This is a genomic window from Streptomyces sp. NPDC049915 (genome assembly GCF_040656475.1).
Lineage (GTDB): Bacteria > Actinomycetota > Actinomycetes > Streptomycetales > Streptomycetaceae > Streptomyces.
Genome location: NZ_JBFAMH010000007.1, coordinates 232,059 through 249,676, shown reverse-complemented (window position 1 = coordinate 249,676; position 17,618 = coordinate 232,059). Strand labels below are relative to the sequence as shown.

Here is a 17,618-nt window from a genome sequence, read left to right as displayed (position 1 = left end):
CGGGCCATGTCGAAGTTGCGTTTTCCCCGCCCGAGTGGCCTCCCGCACCGGCCACTTCGGGGGCTCGAGGTGGGGTCCCAGTGACCCACCCCGGCCCCGACCCACAACGCACAGCAGGCGAGCACCAGCCCCCCACCGGACAGCAAGGGGCCGCCGCTGGCACAAAAGGGGCGCGGGGAACTGCGCGACCAGCCCCCACACACCCGCAGCCAAACGACGGCCCCCAACCGCTCAGACCGCGTCAGCGCAAGGCGTCAGCGACCCGCGTCCGCCCCCCGAGCCCGCAGCGCCCGCTCAACCCCCGACCGCGACTCCGACACCAACCGCCGCAGAGCCGCGTTCGGCGACGCGGAAGACAGCCACTCGTCCGTGACCCGCAGCGTCTCCTGCGACACCTGCACCGACGGATACAGCCCCACCGCGATCTGCTGCGCCATCTCGTGCGACCGCGACTCCCACACGCCCTTGACCGCGGCGAAGTACTTCTCGGTGTACGGCGCGAGAAGCTCCCGCTGATCCGTCTGCACGAATCCCGCGATCACCGCCTCCTGCACGGCGTTCGGCAGCTTGTCGGACTCCACGACCGACGCCCAGGCCTCCGCCTTCGCCTCCGGGGTGGGCCGCGCCGCCCGCGCGGTCGCCGCGTGCCGCTCACCGGCCGCGGTCCTGTCCCGCTCGTACTCGCCCGCGATCTCCGCCTCGTCGAAGCGCCCCACCGCGGCGAGCCGCTCCACGAACGCCCACCGCAGCTCGGTGTCCACGACGAGCCCCTCGACCGACTGCGAGCCGTCCAGCAGCGCCTCCAGCAGGTCCAGCTGCTCCGGCGTACGGGCCGTCGCCGCGAACGCCCGCGCCCAGGCCAGCTGGTGGTCGCTGCCCGGCGCGGCGGACCGCAGGTGGGCCAGCGTGGCGTCGGTCCAGCGGCTCAGCAGCGCGTCCCGCGCGGCCGGGTCGGCGTACAGGTCGATCGCGAGCTTCACCTGACGGTGCAGCGACTGCACCACACCGATGTCGGACTCCTTGCCGATGCCGGACAGCACCAGCTCCAGATAGTCCCGGGTCGCCAGCTCCGCGTCCCGCGTCATGTCCCACGCGGACGCCCAGCACAGCGCACGCGGCAGGGACTCCGTGAAGTCCCCGAGGTGCTCGGTGACGAACGCCAGCGACTGCTCGTCCAGCCGGACCTTCGCGTACGACAGGTCGTCGTCGTTCAGCAGCACGACCGCCGGACGCCGCTTGCCGACCAGCTGCGGTACGGCGGTCAGCTCCCCGTCGACGTCCAGCTCGACGCGCTCCACCCGCACCAGCTTGCCCGCCTCGTCGAGGTCGTAGAACCCGACGGCGATCCGGTGCGGCCGCAGCACGGGCTCGCCCTTGGCGCCGGCGGGCAGCGCGGGCGCCTCCTGCCGGATGGCGAACGACGTGACGGCACCCTCGCCGTCCGTCTCGATCTCGGGCCGCAGCACATTGATGCCGGCCGTCTGCAGCCACTTCTGCGACCAGGTCTTCAGGTCCCGCCCGGAGGTCTCCTCCAGCGCGCCCAGCAGGTCCGACAGCCGCGTGTTGCCGAACGCGTGCCGCTTGAAGTACGCCTGCACGCCCCGGAAGAACTCGTCCTCACCGACGTACGCGACGAGCTGCTTCAGCACCGACGCGCCCTTGGCGTAGGTGATGCCGTCGAAGTTGACGAGCACGTCGTCCAGGTCGCGGATGTCCGCCATGATCGGGTGGGTGGACGGCAGCTGGTCCTGCCGGTAGGCCCAGGTCTTCATGGAGTTGGCGAACGTGGTCCACGAGTGCGGCCACCGCGAGCCCGGCGCGGCCGCCTGGCAGGCGATCGACGTGTACGTGGCGAACGACTCGTTCAGCCACAGGTCGTTCCACCACTCCATGGTGACCAGGTCGCCGAACCACATGTGGGCCAGCTCGTGCAGGATCGTCTCCGCACGCACCTCGTACGCCGCGTCGGTCACCTTGGACCGGAAGACGTACTGGTCGCGGATGGTGACCGCACCGGCGTTCTCCATCGCGCCCGCGTTGAACTCGGGCACGAAGAGCTGGTCGTACTTGGCGAACGGGTAGGCGTAGTCGAACTTCTCCTGGAACCAGTCGAAGCCCTGCCGGGTGACGTCGAAGATCGCGTCCGCGTCGAGGTACTCGGCGAGCGAGGGCCGGCAGTAGATGCCGAGCGGTACGGACTGCCCGTCCTGCTCGTACACGCTGTGCACCGCGTGGTACGGGCCGACGATCAGCGCGGTGATGTAGCTGGAGATACGCGGGGTCGGCTCGAAGGCCCAGACGTTGTCCTTGGGCTCCGGCGTCGGCGAGTTCGACACGACGGTCCAGCCCTCGGGCGCCTTCACGGTGAACTGGAAGGTCGCCTTCAGGTCCGGCTGCTCGAAGGACGCGAACACGCGCCGCGCGTCCGGCACCTCGAACTGCGTGTACAGATAGGCCTGCTGGTCGACCGGGTCGACGAACCGGTGCAGGCCCTCGCCGGTGTTGGTGTAGGCGCAGTCGGCGACGACGCGCAGGATGTTGCGGCCCTCGAGCAGCCCGGGCAGCGCGATCCGGGAGTCCTCGAAGAGCTCCGCCGGGTCCAGCGCGTCCCCATTGAGGGTCACCTCGTGGACGGTGGGCGCCACCAGGTCGATGAAGGACGTGGCGCCGCTCGCTGCGACGTCGAAGCGCACCGTGGTCACGGACCGGTAGGTGCCGCCCTCCTGCGCGCCGGAGAGGTCGAGATCGATCTCGTACGAGTCAACGGTGAGCAGCTCTGCCCGCTGCTGCGCCTCTTCGCGAGTCAGGTTTGTGCCAGGCACGCGGTCATCTCCTCGTGATGTGTCGGTTGCGCCATCCTTCCACGTCAGCTCCGGCTTCGGCGCTGATCCGGCGCGGGTGGCACGAGGTCCGAATTCCGCCGGTGCCGCGTGCCCGCGTGCGCGAGGCTGAGGACATGACCACGTACACCGCACGACCCATCGCACCCGAGGTCCTGAAGGACCTGCGCACCACCGACGACGCGGGCCGCGCCCCGTCCGCGATCACCGACGACGAGGGCGGGGCCCCGCTGCGCTGCTGCCTGCGCCACAGCGAGCCGGGGGAGCGGATCGCCCTGGTCTCGTACGCGCCCCTGCGCCGCTGGGCGTCCGAGACCGGCGCAAAGCCGGGACCGTACGACGAGCAGGGCCCGGTGTTCATCCACGCCGAGGAGTGCGCGGGCCCGCGGGGCGACGGCCTGGCGTTCACGAACGCCCACCGTGTCGTGCGCCGCTACTCGGCCGAGGGGCACATCATGGGCGGAGAGCTGGTCGAGGAGGGCTTCGGCGAGCAGGACCTCGAGAAAGTGTTCGACGACCCGTCCGTGGCACTGGTCCACGTCCGGGCCGTCGAGTACGGCTGCTTCTTCTACGAGGTCCGCAGGCCCTAGCTTTACGCCTGGCCGCGCAGCTCCTCGGCCACCAGCTCCGCGATCTGGACCGCGTTCAGCGCGGCGCCCTTGCGCAGGTTGTCGTTGGAGATGAACAGGGCGAGGCCGTTGTCGACGGTCTCGTCCTGGCGGATGCGGCCCACGTAGGAGGGGTCCTTGCCGGCCGCCTGCAGCGGGGTGGGGATGTCGGACAGCTCCACGCCGGGGGCGTCCTTGAGCAACTCGACCGCGCGCTGCGGGCTGATCGGCCGGGCGAAGCGGGCGTTGACCTGCAGGGAGTGGCCGGAGAAGACGGGGACGCGCACGCAGGTGCCGGAGACCTTCAGCCCGGGGATCTCCAGGATCTTGCGGGACTCGTTGCGCAGCTTCTGCTCCTCGTCCGTCTCGTTCAGACCGTCGTCGACGAGGTTGCCGGCGAAGGGCAGCACGTTGAAGGCGATGGGGCGCTTGTAGACACCCGGCTCGGGGAAGTCGACGGCCTCGCCGTCGTGGGTGAGCTGGTCGGCGTCGGCGATCACCTTCTGCGCCTGGCCGTGCAGCTCGGCCACGCCCGCGAGGCCGGAGCCGGACACCGCCTGGTAGGTGGCGACGACCAGCGCCTCGAGACCGGCTTCCGCGTGCAGCGGACGCAGCACCGGCATGGCGGCCATGGTGGTGCAGTTCGGGTTGGCGATGATGCCCTTGGGGCGGTTCGCGATCGCGTGCGGATTCACCTCGGACACGACCAGCGGGACCTCGGGGTCCTTGCGCCAGGCGGAGGAGTTGTCGATCACGACGGCGCCCTGGGAGGCGACCTTCTCGGCCAGCGCCTTGGAGGTGGCGCCGCCCGCCGAGAACAGCACGATGTCCAGGCCGGAGTAGTCGGCGGTGGAGGCGTCCTCGACCGTGATGCCGTCGACGACCGACCCGGCCGAGCGGGCCGAGGCGAACAGGCGGAGCTCGTCCGTCGGGAAGTTCCGCTCCTTGAGGATCCTGCGCATGACCGTGCCGACCTGTCCGGTGGCTCCGACGATTCCGACCCTCACGGCGACTCCCTGTCTCTCACACTTGGCCGAGGCTCATGTGGCCGAGGCCTTTCCATCATGCGGCCGACCCCGGTCCGCCTGTCCAATTCTTTGCGCGGTGTGCCCGCGGAATGGGACGCCCCGGGCCCGCAAGCGGTTCCGGACATTCGGCGTCCACCCCGGCTGAGCTGGAGAAATTCATTCCGCGGGCTTCCCGCACCGCAAGCTCCCCTGCCCATCGCGCCCTCGCCCACACGGAGTGTGACGTACGCCTCGCCGACGCCCCGGCGGGCGGGCCGAACGTTCCGTACCGCCGCGGCGTCGTAGGAGCGACAGGGTGAGGGGGTGGCTGGTGCTGCGCAGAAGGGCCCGGCGCGGCCGGGGGACGTACGCCGAGGACGACCCGCTGGACGCGGCTCAGGAACGCCGGGTGCGGGCGGTGCTCGCGCTCGGGGGAGTGCCGCAGGCGGACCTGCCGGACGGGGTACAGCAGGTACGCCTGCGGCTGCTGGAACGCGCCGCCAAGGGCGAGGAGAGCCCGCGGGACGTCTCCGCGTGGGCGGCGGTCGTCGCCTCGAACCTGGCCATGGACTGGCACCGCGCCCGCCGCCGCCAGGAACGCCTCGGCGAACGCCTGGCCGCGCTGCGGGAGCCCGCCGCGAGCGGCGAGGAGTCCCGTGTGCTCTCCCTCGCCGTCGCCCGGGGCCTGGACGAGCTGCCCGCCGCCCAACGGCAGATCCTCGTCCTGCGCTTCTACGGCGACCTGCCGGTGCGCACCATCGCCGAACAGCTCGGCATCCCGGAGGGCACCGTCAAGAGCCGCCTGCACACGGCGGTACGGGCGCTGCGAGAGCGTCTGCACGAGGACGAGGTGGTGTGAGATGCCCGCCGAACACATGCCGGCCGGACACGACGGCCCGGACCCCCTGATGGCGGTGCTCACCGGCGAACCGCTGCCCGAGGAGGCCCGAGCCGATCCCGCCCGCCTGGCCGCGTACCGCGCCGCCGAGGCCGACGTGACCCTGCTGCGCGACCAGCTGACGCTGCTCGGCGACACACTGGCCGACGCCGTGCCGGCCCCGCTCCCACCCCCGCCCCCGGCCCCGGCCCCCGAGCCCGCGCCACGCGCCGCAGGTCCCACCGGCCCCGCCGCTCACTCGGGCCCCGGTGGTCCCGGGCGTTCGCGCCGGCGGTCCCGTGTGCGCGCTCTCTCCCTCGGCACGCTGGTCACGGCCGTCGTCGTCACGGGAGCTCTGGGCACGGGCTGGCTGGTCACCCACTCGCCCGGCGGGAACGCCACCGCGGACGGAGCCTCGTCCAAGGCGGACGCCGATGCGGGGGCGGCCGGGCAGAGTGCCGCCGCCTACCTGGCCTGCGCCCGGCTGGTCGTCGAGGGCACGGTCACCGCCGTACGGCCGGGCCCCAGGGCCGGGCAGCAGCGGGTCACGCTGCACGTCACCCGCTCCTACAAGCCCGCCAAGGCGCCCGCCGACATCACCTTCACCTGGGAGGAGTTCCTCGACCCACGGCCCGTCAAGGGCCGGCACGCGCTCGTCGGCATCCCGCGCAACGCCGACGTGCCCGACACCTGGGTCGTCGACCCGCAGGAACTGGTCCAGGAGCGGGACTGGCTCGGCGGAGGACTGCCCGCGGCCACCGCCACGGCCTGCCCGTGACGCCACCGCGGACGGTACGACGAAGGGCGGGCGCCCGTTGCCGGACGCCCGCCCCACCGTCGTACGAACGACTACGACGTGACCTTCTCGATCTTCACGCTGCCGGTGCCCGCGGCCGTGCCGCGCGCGTCGACCAGCTGGACCTGGCCGAAGAACTCGCGGCCCTCCGGCGCGGCCGACGCGGCGGTGACCGTGGCGGTCACCGACGCGCTCTGGCCCGTGCCGAGCTTCACCGGCGCCGCCCCGTCCACCGAGACGGTGCCGAGGGAGGCGGCGAAGAACACGTCACGGTAGTCGTAGGCGGTGGTGCCGGCCGGCACCGAGTAGCCCGCGACCTCGATCGTGTAGGTACCGGCGGCCGGCGAGGCGAGGGAGACCGCCTCCTCCGAGTCGCCGTCGGCGGACTGGCCGACGACCTTGCCGGAGGCGTCCTTGACCGTCAGGTCCAGGTCGGCCGACGCGTCGGAGACCGAGCCGATGGCGACGTCCAGGGACTTGGCGCCCTCGGGGACCACGACCGTGGAGGTCTGCGTCTCGCCCTGCTTGATCGAGGGGCGGGCGCTCTTGGCGGAGCCGAGCGGACCGCCGACCAGCTTGCCCTCCAGCGCGGCGAACTTGTTGGTCACCGTCCAGGACGCGGCGACCGGCGTGCCGACCTTGGCCTCGGCGACCGTCACCGTCTCCGGGTCGAACGCGGCGCCGAGGACGGCGACGTCCAGGGTGTAGGGGTTGTCCAGCAGCGGCGAGGTGCGGCGCGCTTCGACCTCGATCTCCCACACGCCCGGCTGCGGGTCGGCGTAGGAACGCACGTCCGGCTTGCAGCCGTTGCCGTCGAGGTAGTTGTTGTAGCAGTACGGCGTGGAGGTGTTGTCCACCGGCGTGCCGTAGGGGTGGATGGCGATGAAGCGGGTCTGGCTCTTGTCCTTCAGTCCGCCGATCGCCACCTCCAGCGACTTGGCGCCCTCGGGCACGGTCACGAAGTACGACTGGGTGCTGTTGCGCTGCACCGAGGAGGACTTGGTGACGGTGTAGGCGACCGGCGTGGAGACGACGACCGTCGACAGGATCTGCTGGTCGACGCCCTCCGTCCTCGGGTCGTCGACCTCGAGGATCGCGCTCTTGATGCCGGCCGACTTCGGGGCGGCCTGCACCCGCACGGTCACCGGCTGGTTCAGCGGCAGCTTCACCTCGTCGTCGCCGACGATGCGGAAGGTCCCGCCGGCGTTGTTCTCGAAGTGCAGCTCGTGCCGGAGTGCCTTGTCCGGGCCGGACGTACGGGTGATGGTGATGTCGTACGTCTTCTTCTGGCTGGCCTTCAGACCGCCCTCGCGGTCGTACAGGCCGGTTCCGAAGCCCGGGGTCTTCAGGGCGGAGTCGAGCGCGGTGTCGACCGGGGCCTTGACCGTGTAGTCGTGGGCGGTGGCGCCGTCCTTGATGGCGTCCCAGGCGTCCACGATGTTGATCAGGCCCGCGCCCTCCTCGTACGCCTGCGTGCCCTGGATGTGGTCGGCGGTCGAGGTGAGCGCCGTGCGCAGGGTCGCCGGGGTGAGGTCGATGCCCTTCTGCTTCGCCGCGCTCAGCAGCAGCGCGCTCGCACCCGTGGCCTGCGGGGAGGCCATCGAGGTGCCCTGCAGCATGGAGTAGCCGGCCGGCAGCGGGTAGCCCGCCTCGGCGACCGGGGAGCCCGGCAGCCAGGTCTGGGTGGAGTTGATGGCGGCGCCGGGCGCGGTCAGCGTCGGCGTGAACCCGCCGTCCTCACGCGGGCCGCGCGAGGAGAACGGCATCATCGCGTACTTCTTCTCCACGACCGAGCCGTAGTTGGCGGCCCAGGTCTCCTTGGAGATGGACGCGCCGACCGAGATGACCTTGTCGGCCAGACCGGGGTCGCCGATCGTGTTCGCGCCGGGGCCGGAGTTGCCCGCGGAGATCACCAGCTGCACGCCGTAGGTGTCGATGAGGCGGGTGTACAGCTCGGCGCGCGCGTTGTTGCCGTCGTTGAGCGCGGGCAGACCGCCGATCGACATGTTGACGATGTCGACGCCGCGGTTGGTGACGAGGTCGATCATGCCCTCGGTGAGCGCGACGTTGGTGCAGCCGCCGCTCCAGGTGCAGGCGCGCGAGGAGACGATCTTGGCGCCGGGGGCGGCGCCGTTCATCTTCCCGCCGAACAGGCCGTTGGCGGCGGTGATGCCGGCCACGTGGGTGCCGTGCTCGGACTCGATGACGCCGATGTTGACGTAGTCGGCCTTGGCGCCGGAGGAGTTGTAGACGACGTCCTTGCGGACCTCGACGACGAACGGCTGCCGCTCGACGACGTCCGTCGCCGGGTCGTCGGTGCCGAAGTACCCGACCTGGAAGCCGTCCTTGTACGGCTTCATCGGGGTGTCGTCGGTGAAGTCGTGGTTGTTGTTCAGGTCGACGCGGACCGTGCCGGCCGCCGCGTCGTACAGCAGACCCCACGTGTCGGTGGTGTCGCCGTCGCGGTTGGCGTCGCCCTTGGCGTCGCCGCCGGTGGTGGCGGCCTCGCTGAACAGGTTGAAGCCGTAGTTCCCGGCGGGCGCGGTCCAGGTCTGGCCGGCCGCCGTGAAGGTGGGGCCGTCGACCTTGGTGCTCATCCGCCGCCAGGTGGCGTCGCCGTCCACGACCGGGTCGGTCGCGGTGACCCAGTCGACGATCTTGCGCTCACCGGTGGTGGTCTTCTGCAGCGCCGGGTGGCCGAGGTCCACGCCGGAGTCGAGGATGCCGATGGTGACGCCGCGGCCGTCCGCCTTCGGGTGGTCCTCGACGAAGTCGACGGCACCGGTCTCGAAGGACGGGTTGTACGGGTTCTCGGCGGGAGTGTCCTTGCCGGGTCCCGGGTACTTCGCCGTGCCCGCGGAGGACTTGGCGGCCTGTGCGTTGGGCGCCGGGTCGTCGAGCGGGATCTCCTGCTTCAGGTCGATCGCGTGCACCGACGACAGCTTCGCGGCGGCGGCGATGGCCGCGTCCGCCTTGCCGGTCGGGACGGTGGCGCGGACGTAGCCCAGCTTGTCGTAGGTACGGCCGACGAGACCGCCCTGGTCGTCCAGCTTCTCGGCGACCTGCTCGGTCTGGCCCGGCGCGGTCGCGATCATCATCGTGACCGTCTTGTCGCCGTCGGCCTTGGCCTCGGCGAGCCGGTCGGCGTCGTCGGCGCCGAGCTTGTCGTGCGCGGGCTTCACGCCCGGGTCGGCGGTGGGGACGCTGGTGGCGGCGCCGTCCGCGGCGAGCGCCAGGGGTATCGGCCCGGCGGCGCAGAGGGCGGCCACCACACCGGCGGCCACGGCGATGCGCGCCAGGCGTCTGGCGCCCGGTATGGGGTCGCGCTGGGGGATGAGGGTCATCGGCATCCCTTGTCGGTAAAGGAGCGTGCGAGGACCGACCGGGACCGATCGGTCCAGGTCGGGGAGCGTCCGGAGAGCGATCCCGGATGAGCGGACAGCTTTACGCAAGGTCCGATTGTTTGGGGAGAGTTGACCGAATCGAAATGGATGTATGGGGAAAACCCGCTATGGAGGGGCAGACGTGCGGCGGAAATCGAGGGTGGCGGCGTACGCCGTGTGCGTGCGGGACGGACAGCTGCTGCTGGCCCGTTCACCCGGCCTGGACGGCAGCCCCGAGTGGGTGCTGCCCGGCGGCGGGGTGGAGCACGGCGAGGACCCGGCGGACGCCGTGGTGCGCGAACTCGCCGAGGAGACCGGTTACGACGTCGAGGTGAGCGCCCTGCTCGGCGTGCACTCCTCCCACCGCCTCTTTCCCCGCCGCGGCCTGCGCCGCCCCGTCGACCACCACGGGCTGCGCCTGGTCTACGAGGCCCGGGTGACCGGTGGCGAGCTGCGGTTCGAGGCGAACGGTTCCACCGACATGGCCGCCTGGCACGACCTCGACGCGGTGCCCGGCCTGCCCCGGGCCCGGATGGTCGCGGTCGGTCTGCGGCTGTGGCGCGAACGGCCCGCCACGGGGAGGGTGTTCGTGCCCGCCGACGACAACGGCTGAAAAACGGTCAACCGTCCCAGGGCCGCTCAACCCGGGGGCGCGGCGGCCGGTCCCTCCCCCCGACCGGGTCATCACGGGGGTGACCCGGCCACCACGAAGGGGGAAGACATGAGAGCACGTTCCGCGCTGGCGGGTACCGCCGCCGCCCTGCTGTCCCTGGCGCTCGCCGCGCCCGCGATGGCGGCGACCACCGGCGGCGACCACCGGCACGACGCCACCCGCGCGGCCGTCCGGGCCCAGGTGGCGGCAGGCGTCCCGGGCGTCACCGTCACGGCCCAGGACGGACGGCACACCTGGAAGGACACGGCGGGCGTCGGCGATCTGCGCACCGGCGCGCCGCGCTCGACGGCCGACCGCTACCGCGTCGGCAGCATCACCAAGACGTTCGTCGCCACCGTGCTGCTGCAGTTGGAGGCGGAGGGCCGGCTGTCGCTCGACGACAGCGTGGAGAAGTGGCTGCCGGGCGTGCTCGACACGAACGGCTACGACGGTTCGAAGATCACCGTGCGGATGCTGCTCAACCACACCAGCGGCGTCTTCAACTACACCGCGGACGACACCGTCATCCGGACGTACTTCACCAAGGACGGCTTCTACGCGCACCGCTTCGACCGCATGACCCCAGGGCAGCTCCTCGCGATCGCCCTGGCCCACCGGCCGAACTTCGCGCCGGGCACGTCCTGGAACTACTCCAACACCAACTACCTGCTGGCCGCGCAGATCGTCGAGAAGGTCACCGGCCGCCCCTACGGCGAGGAGATCCGCCGCCGCGTCATCGCCCCCCTGCACCTGACCGGCACCTCGGTGCCCGGCACCCGCCCCGCCCTGCCGCAGCCCAGCAGCCGCGCCTACGGCAAGCTCGCCCGGGAGACCACCGGCCCGACCTACGACGTCACCGAGCTGAACCCGTCACTGGCCTACGGCTCGGGCGAGATGGTCTCCGACTCCGCCGACCTGAACCGCTTCTACCGGGCCCTGCTCGGCGGCGCCCTGCTCCCGCCGCAGCAGCTGAAGGAGATGAAGACGACGGTGAAGGCGGGGGACATCCCCGACGCGGGCTACGGCCTCGGCCTGATCGACCGCAAGCTGAGTTGCGGCGTCCACGTCTGGGGTCACGACGGCGGCATCCACGGTTCCTCCTCGGTGGCCGTCACCACCGCCGACGGCCGCCACTCGCTGGCGCTCAACCTCAACGGCGACTGGACCGGCGACACCGACGCGGTGGTCGAGGCCGAGTTCTGCGGCTGACGCCACCCAGCGAGAGGGGCCGCCGACTCCCCGCCGGCGGCCCCTCCCGTCCCCTCCTGACGCACTGTCCGGGTTCCCAACTACCGTGGCAGCACCACCACATAGGCGGCCGGATCACGGTCCGCGGACGCCATCAGCGCCGTACGGATCACCGTCGCCTGCTGCTCCGCCGACTCCCGCAGCTTCTTCGGCGTCACATGGACGACCGTGATGCCGAGCCGCTCCAGCGTCTCGCGCTTGCGGGCGTACTCCGACCACAGCGCGTCGTCGTCCTGCCGGGGCGCCCGGGTGTCCAGCTCCACCGCCACCGCCTGCTCGGGCCAGTAGGCGTCGACACCGCCGAGGTGCGGGCCGCCCGGCAGCCGGAGGTCGACGTTCCACACCGGGTCGGGCAGGGCGTGGTCGCGGACCATCGTGTAGAGGCGGTCCTCGGCGATCGCGCGGCCCTCGGCCAGCAGCAGGTCGATGGCGTCCACCACGTGCGGGCGGGTCAGCAGCCGCGCGTCCTGTAGCTCGCGCACGAGGGGGGCCGGATCGCAGTGCCCGGCGCGCACCGCCTCGGTGAGCAGCCGGCGCACCACGCCCGCGTCCGACAGCCCGGCCACCGCGTCGGCCAGGGCGCGCGGCACCGGGGCGACCGGGACCCCGGTGACCTGCTCCGGGTCGGGCAGGACGGCGGTGCGCACGATCCGGGCGCAGCCGGTGGAGCGCAGCCGGCGCAGCCGCGGGACCAGCACGTCGATCTTGTCCAGGGACAGCAGCGGGGGAGTGATGGCGAAGCCGTGCAGGGTGAGGGCCGCGAGACCGGTGATCATCGCCTCCCGGTAGGCCGGCGGGCGGTGCGCGTCCCCCGCGCCGGGCTGCACCGGCACGCCGGAGGTGGCCGGCCCCGACTCCCGGGCCGCGTACGTCAGCACCGCGTGCAGCCGCTCGTCGGCGGTCGGCGGGCCGGGGTGCAGCAGGATCACGCCGGGCAGCAGTTGCTGCCAGGAACCGCCGGAGCGGCACTGCTCGGTCATGTCGGCGGTGGTCACGCCGTGGGCGCGCAGCTGGGCGACCGTCAGCACCCGGCGGTGGGTGTCGGGCAGGTGGCGCAGGTGACGCAGGGGGCGGGGGGTGGCCGGGGGGAGCGGGGTGTTGTGGTTCATGTCCCCGAGATTCCCGCGCCTGATCCATCCCTTAACCGCTGTTACACACCCGTCGGCAAATCCGGACAACCCTGCACTAAAGGACGGGTGTTCGGATGCCGAGTAGGGGCGGAAAACCCCTGGTCCGATCGGTTGGGGGTCAGGGGTTACGGTTCCGATTGCCTGAATTCCGTAACGGCTACGGGGCGCTGGGCGTCGGCCAAAGGTTGGGTGGGTTGTCGCTTGTCTGCGGGGTTCGTTGTGGTTGCTCGCGCCCACGCGGCGGAGCCGCATGTCGAATACAGCCCCGCGCCCCTTTGATGCCTGCGGCGGCCCGTTGCTGTCCGGTGGCCGGTTGCGGTAGCGCCTGCGGTTCGTTGTGGGTCGGGGCCGGGGTGGGGGGTGTCCGTCCTCGGTCCGGCCGCCCGTTTCCGACGGCCTCACCGTGTGCCGGTGCCGGCCGCTGCGGGCGGACACCCCCCACCCCGTCCCCTTCCCGTCGTCGGCGACTGCACCAACGCCGTGGCGCGCCTTCGACGGCGGAGCGGGGGCCCTCTCAGCTCGCGGCGGCCGCGTCGCAGGTCTGGGCGCGCAGGGACCGGGCCAGGTCGTCGCGGGCCTCCTGGACCAGGCGGCGCAGCGCCGGCGCGGCCTGCTCGTGCGCGGTCAGCCACGCGTCGGCCGCGTGCAGGGTCTGCTCGGAGTCCTGGAGCATCGGGAACAGGCCCGACACCACGTGCATCCCGATCTGGATCGACCGCTCGGCCCACACCCGCTCGATCGCCGCGAAGTACTTGTCCGCGTACGGCGCGAGCAGCTCCCGGTGCGACGGCCGGCCGAAGCCCGCGATGGTCGCCTCGGTCAGCGCGTTGGACAGCGCGTCCGACTCCACGACCTGCGCCCAGGTCTGCGCCTTGACCGCGGCCGATGGCCGGGAGGCGAGGCAGCGCACCTGGTGCCGCTTGCCGGAGGCGGTGTCGTCCCGGGCCAGTTCGGCGGCCAGCACGTCCTCGTCGGCCACCCCGTGCGCGGCCAGCGGCTCGAGGAACGCCCAGCGCAGCTCCTGGTCCACCTCCAGCCCGTCGATCTTCTCGGTGCCGTCCAGCAGCGCCTTCAGCAGCTGGAGATCGGCGTCCCGGGAGGCGACCGTCGCGAAGAACCGCGCCCACGCCAGCTGGTGCTCGCTGCCCGGCCCGGCCGCGCGCAGCTCGCGCAGGGCGCCGTCGGCGAGCAGCGCGGCCCCGGTCTCGCGCCAGGCGGGCGCCGCGTAGTGCACCAGCGCCGAGCCGGTCCAGGCGTGCAGCATCTGCAGCACGCCGATCTCCGACTCGCTGCCCGCGAACCGCAGCACCAGGTCCGTGAACTCCCGTGCCGGCAGCAGTGCGTCCCGGGTCATGTTCCACAGCGCCGACCAGCACAGGGCGCGCGCGAGGGGGTCGGTGATCGCGCCGAGGTGGCCCTTGAGGGTCTCCAGCGAGGTGGTGTCGAAGCGGATCTTGCAGTAGGTCAGGTCGTCGTCGTTGACCAGTACCAGCTCCGGCGCCTCCGCCCCGGCCAGCTCCGCGACGATCGTGCGCGCGCCCTCGACGTCCGTCTCGGCGCGGGCGTAGCGGACGAGGGCGTCGCCCTGGCGTCGGTACAGGCCCACCGCGACCCGGTGCGGCCGCAGCTCGGGGTGTGACTCGGCGGCCTCCTGGAGTACCGCGAGCTCTTGGACGCGCCCCTCGGCGTCCAGCAGGACCTGCGGGGTCAGCGCGTTCACGCCGGCGGTCTGCAGCCAGGAGCGTGCCCACGCGGTCATGTCCCGGCCCGAGGTCTCCTCCAGTACCGACAGCAGGTCGCCGAGGCGCGTGTTGCCGTACGCGTGCCGCTTGAAGTAGCGCCGCGCGCCCTCCAGGAACGCGTCCTGGCCGACGTACGCCACCAGCTGCTTGAGCACCGAGGCGCCCTTGGCGTAGGTGATGCCGTCGAAGTTGAGCTTGGCGTCCTGCAGGTCGCGGATGTCCGCGGTGATCGGGTGCGTGGAGGGCAGCTGGTCCGCGCGGTAGGCCCATGCCTTGCGGCGGTTGGCGAAGGTGATCCAGGCGTTCTCGAAGCGGGTCGCGCCCACGTTCGCGAAGGTGCCCATGAAGTCCGCGAAGGACTCTTTCAGCCACAGGTCGTCCCACCACACCATGGTGACCAGGTCGCCGAACCACATGTGCGCCATCTCGTGCAGGATGACGTTGGCCCGCGCCTCGTACGACGCCTGCGTCACCTTGCCGCGGAAGATGTACTCCTCGCGGAAGGTCACCAGCCCCGGGTTCTCCATCGCGCCGAGGTTGTACTCCGGCACGAACGCCTGGTCGTACTTGCCGAACGGGTACGGGTAGTCGAAGTGCTCGTGGAAGAAGTCCAGGCCCTGCTTGGTCACCAGGAACACGTCGTCGGCGTCGAAGTGCTTCGCCAGCCCCTTGCGGCACAGCGCACCCAGCGGGATGCGCAGCGTGCTGCCGTCGGCGAGGGTGCGCTCGTAGGAGTCGGTGACGTAGTGGTACGGGCCGGCCACGACGCAGGTGATGTACGTCGAGATCGGCCTGGTCTCCGCGAACCGCCACACGCCTTCGGTCCGCTCACCGGCGCCGTTGCTCCACACCGTCCACCCCTCGGGCGCCCGCACCTCGAAGCGGAACGGCGCCTTGAGGTCGGGCTGCTCGAAGCCCGCGAAGACGCGGCGGGAGTCGGCCGGTTCGTACTGCGTGTAGAGGTAGACCTCGCCGTCCTCGGGGTCGACGAAGCGGTGCAGGCCCTCACCCGTGCGGGAGTAGGCGCACTGCGCGTCCACGACCAGTTCGTTCTCCTCCGCCAGGTCCTCCAGCAGGATGCGGGAGCCGTCGAAGACCTCGCTCGGGTCGAGGTCGCGGCCGTTGAGGGAGAGAGCCGTCACGCTCGGCGCGATCAGGTCGGCGAAGCTGGAGGCGCCGGGCTCGCTGCAGCGGAAGCGGATCGTGGTGACCGAGCGGAAGGTGCGCGCACCCTCCCCGGTCTGCTCACCGACCGCCGAGCGGACGTCGAGGGACACCTCGTACCCGTCGACGGACAGCAGCGCGGCCCGCTCCCGGGCCTCGTCGCGGGACAGATTCTCACCGGGCACGGGCGGCACTCCCTCGTGTGTCGTGACTACGGCAGGACAGGACCGATCCTGCCATGCGCACCTGACGCGTCGCCGCCGGGAATGGCCGGGGCGCGCGACGGCGTTGTCCGGGGAAAGACGTCCGCTTGAGGAGAGACATGTCGCAGAAGACCCCTGTCGACTTCTGGTTCGATCCGCTGTGCCCCTGGGCGTGGATGACCTCGCGCTGGGTGCTGGAGGTGGAGAAGCTCCGGGACATCGAGGTCCGCTGGCATGTGATGAGCCTCGCCGTCCTCAACGAGGACAAGCTGGACGAGCTGCCCGAGGAGTACCGCGACATGCTCGCCACCAAGGCGTGGCAGCCGGTGCGCGTGGTGACCGCCGCCTGGCAGAAGCACGGGCAGCAGGTCCTCGGCCCGCTCTACACCGCGCTCGGCACCCGCTTCCACAACAAGGGCGAGGGCGCGACCCTCGAGGCGATCGCCGGCGCCCTGGCCGACGCCGGGCTGCCGGCCGACCTGATCGAGTACGCCGAGCAGGAGGACTTCGAGTTCGACGCCGAGCTGCGCGCCTCCCACAAGGAGGGCATCGACAAGGTCGGCCAGGAGGTCGGCACCCCCGTGATCGCCGTGCCGGGCGCCGACGGCGAGCAGATCGCCTTCTTCGGCCCGGTCGTCACCCCCGCCCCGAAGGGCGAGGAGGCCGTCAAGCTGTGGGACGGCACCCTCGCCGTGGCCTCGGTGCCCGGCTTCTACGAGATCAAGCGCACCCGTACGAAGGGCCCGGACTTCAGCAACCTGTAGTTCCGGCCGGGCCGCTGCCGGACGGGTGCTGGAACTCCTCCGGCAGATAGCCGCCCACCCACCATCGCGTCTTGGCCTGCACTCGCCGGCAGCCCGCGGCCGTGCAGCGGTGGAAGGCCCGGGCGACGAACATCTCCCCGTCCAGCTTCGCGGCCAGCGCCGGCCCGGCCGCCGCGACCTCCTGCCCGCGCAGGTCGCGGAAGTGCTGGATCCGGTCCTTGCAGGTGGGGCTGGGGCATCGCACGTTCGCCATGAGCGTCTCCTCAAGACAGGCGGACGCGTCCGCCGCAGTCTCCCAATGTGCCCTGTTCCCGCCACATCCGCAGCACCATGCGCATACGACCCACCGGGGCGGGCGCGGCGCACGGCCCTGCGGCGGGCATGAAGGAGGCCCTTGCGAGTCCCGTCCTCGCAAGGGCCTCCCTTCTTCCGCCTGCCAGGTGAAGGGTGAGAAGACGATCACGAGGCAGGAGCTTGCGGGCTCACGTCACGGCGCGAGCAGCAGCACGTCCGTGCGGGCCTTGGCGGCGGCGTACCGGCGGGCCACGTCCTGCCAGTTGACCACCTGCCACATCGCCTCGACGAAGTCCGCCTTCTGGTTGCGGTACTGCAGGTAGAAGGCGTGCTCCCAGGCGTCGAAGACCAGGATCGGCGTCGCGCCCTGGCCGACGTTGCCCTGGTGGTCGTAGACCTGCTCGACGATCAGCCGGCCGCTGAGCGGCTCGTACGCCAGTACGCCCCAGCCGGAGCCCTGGGTGGTCGCGGCGGCCTTGGACAGCTGCGCCTTGAAGCCGGCGAAGGATCCGAAGGACTCCGTGATCGCCTCCGCCAGTTCGCCCACTGCGTCGGCGGCCAGCGGCTCGCCGCCGCCCTCCTTCGGGCCGGTCATGTTCTGCCAGTAGATCGAGTGCAGGATGTGCCCGGACAGGTGGAAGGCCAGGTTCTTCTCCAGGCCGTTGACCGAGCCCCAGGTCTCCTTGTCGCGCGCCTCGGCCAGCTGCTCCAGCGTGTCGTTGGCGCCCTTCACATAGGCGGCGTGGTGCTTGTCGTGGTGCAGCTCGATGATCTCCGGGCTGATCACGGGGGCGAGTGCGGAGTAGTCGTACGGCAGGTCGGGCAGCGTGTAGACGGGCATGCTCAGGTCCCCTCCGAGCTCTTATTGCAAGTAAGTCGCAACAACAAGTTAACAGCAAAAAGCCCCCGT

At 71.6% G+C, this 17,618-nt stretch carries 13 protein-coding genes; 6 read left to right on the top strand and 7 right to left on the bottom strand.

The window, feature by feature from the left end:
- Window positions 1–254: 254 nt before the first annotated feature.
- Window positions 255–2,822, bottom strand: coding sequence for an aminopeptidase N (gene pepN / locus AB0J12_RS15430; RefSeq protein WP_363264781.1), 2,568 nt, complete (start codon window positions 2,820–2,822; stop codon window positions 255–257).
- Window positions 2,823–2,956: 134 nt separating this feature from the next.
- On the opposite strand from pepN (AB0J12_RS15430), the gene AB0J12_RS15425 reads away from it, so the two are divergent.
- Entirely contained in the window at window positions 2,957–3,430 is a 474-nt protein-coding gene (locus AB0J12_RS15425) for a DUF1203 domain-containing protein (protein ID WP_363264780.1), read from the top strand.
- 2 nt (window positions 3,431–3,432) lie between these two features.
- Here the strand turns inward: AB0J12_RS15425 and AB0J12_RS15420 are convergent, their stop codons facing one another.
- A complete protein-coding gene (locus AB0J12_RS15420) occupies window positions 3,433–4,455 on the bottom strand; it encodes an aspartate-semialdehyde dehydrogenase (protein WP_363264779.1) in 1,023 nt (340 codons plus the stop codon).
- 331 nt (window positions 4,456–4,786) lie between these two features.
- Between AB0J12_RS15420 and AB0J12_RS15415 the strand changes: the two genes are divergently transcribed.
- The gene (locus AB0J12_RS15415; RefSeq protein WP_363264880.1) at window positions 4,787–5,314 is read left to right on the top strand and encodes a sigma-70 family RNA polymerase sigma factor; all 528 of its coding nucleotides are present in this window, start codon (window positions 4,787–4,789) and stop codon (window positions 5,312–5,314) included.
- 1 nt (window position 5,315) lies between these two features.
- Window positions 5,316–6,110 (top strand): hypothetical protein, encoded by a 795-nt coding sequence (locus AB0J12_RS15410; RefSeq protein WP_363264778.1) that lies wholly within the window; start codon window positions 5,316–5,318, stop codon window positions 6,108–6,110.
- 71 nt (window positions 6,111–6,181) lie between these two features.
- Here AB0J12_RS15410 and AB0J12_RS15405 read toward each other — a convergent pair whose 3' ends face one another.
- The gene (locus AB0J12_RS15405) at window positions 6,182–9,472 is read right to left on the bottom strand and encodes a S8 family serine peptidase (RefSeq protein ID WP_363264777.1); all 3,291 of its coding nucleotides are present in this window, start codon (window positions 9,470–9,472) and stop codon (window positions 6,182–6,184) included.
- A gap of 199 nt (window positions 9,473–9,671) precedes the next feature.
- On the opposite strand from AB0J12_RS15405, the gene AB0J12_RS15400 reads away from it, so the two are divergent.
- On the top strand, window positions 9,672–10,124 hold the full coding sequence (locus AB0J12_RS15400) for an NUDIX hydrolase (RefSeq protein WP_363264879.1): 453 nt from the start codon (window positions 9,672–9,674) through the stop codon (window positions 10,122–10,124).
- A gap of 108 nt (window positions 10,125–10,232) precedes the next feature.
- Window positions 10,233–11,372, top strand: a complete 1,140-nt coding sequence (locus tag AB0J12_RS15395) for a serine hydrolase domain-containing protein (protein ID WP_363264776.1) — start codon at window positions 10,233–10,235, stop codon at window positions 11,370–11,372.
- A gap of 80 nt (window positions 11,373–11,452) precedes the next feature.
- Here the strand turns inward: AB0J12_RS15395 and AB0J12_RS15390 are convergent, their stop codons facing one another.
- Together AB0J12_RS15390 and pepN (AB0J12_RS15385) are read right to left on the bottom strand one after the other, a co-directional pair.
- Window positions 11,453–12,520 carry a hypothetical protein gene (locus AB0J12_RS15390; protein ID WP_363264775.1) on the bottom strand — a complete coding sequence of 356 codons (1,068 nt, stop codon included), beginning with the start codon at window positions 12,518–12,520 and terminating at the stop codon, window positions 11,453–11,455.
- 535 nt (window positions 12,521–13,055) lie between these two features.
- Window positions 13,056–15,632, bottom strand: coding sequence for an aminopeptidase N (gene pepN / locus AB0J12_RS15385; RefSeq protein ID WP_363264774.1), 2,577 nt, complete (start codon window positions 15,630–15,632; stop codon window positions 13,056–13,058).
- 137 nt (window positions 15,633–15,769) lie between these two features.
- Here pepN (AB0J12_RS15385) and AB0J12_RS15380 point away from each other — a divergent pair, with 137 nt between their 5' ends.
- A complete protein-coding gene (locus tag AB0J12_RS15380; RefSeq protein WP_363264773.1) occupies window positions 15,770–16,414 on the top strand; it encodes a DsbA family protein in 645 nt (214 codons plus the stop codon).
- On the opposite strand, the gene AB0J12_RS15375 is transcribed toward AB0J12_RS15380, so the two are convergent.
- Window positions 16,401–16,667, bottom strand: a complete 267-nt coding sequence (locus AB0J12_RS15375; protein WP_363264772.1) for a hypothetical protein — start codon at window positions 16,665–16,667, stop codon at window positions 16,401–16,403. The two genes, AB0J12_RS15380 and AB0J12_RS15375, sit on opposite strands and share 14 nt — an antisense overlap.
- A gap of 234 nt (window positions 16,668–16,901) precedes the next feature.
- Window positions 16,902–17,549, bottom strand: a complete 648-nt coding sequence (locus AB0J12_RS15370) for a superoxide dismutase (protein WP_363264771.1) — start codon at window positions 17,547–17,549, stop codon at window positions 16,902–16,904.
- Window positions 17,550–17,618: the final 69 nt, after the last annotated feature.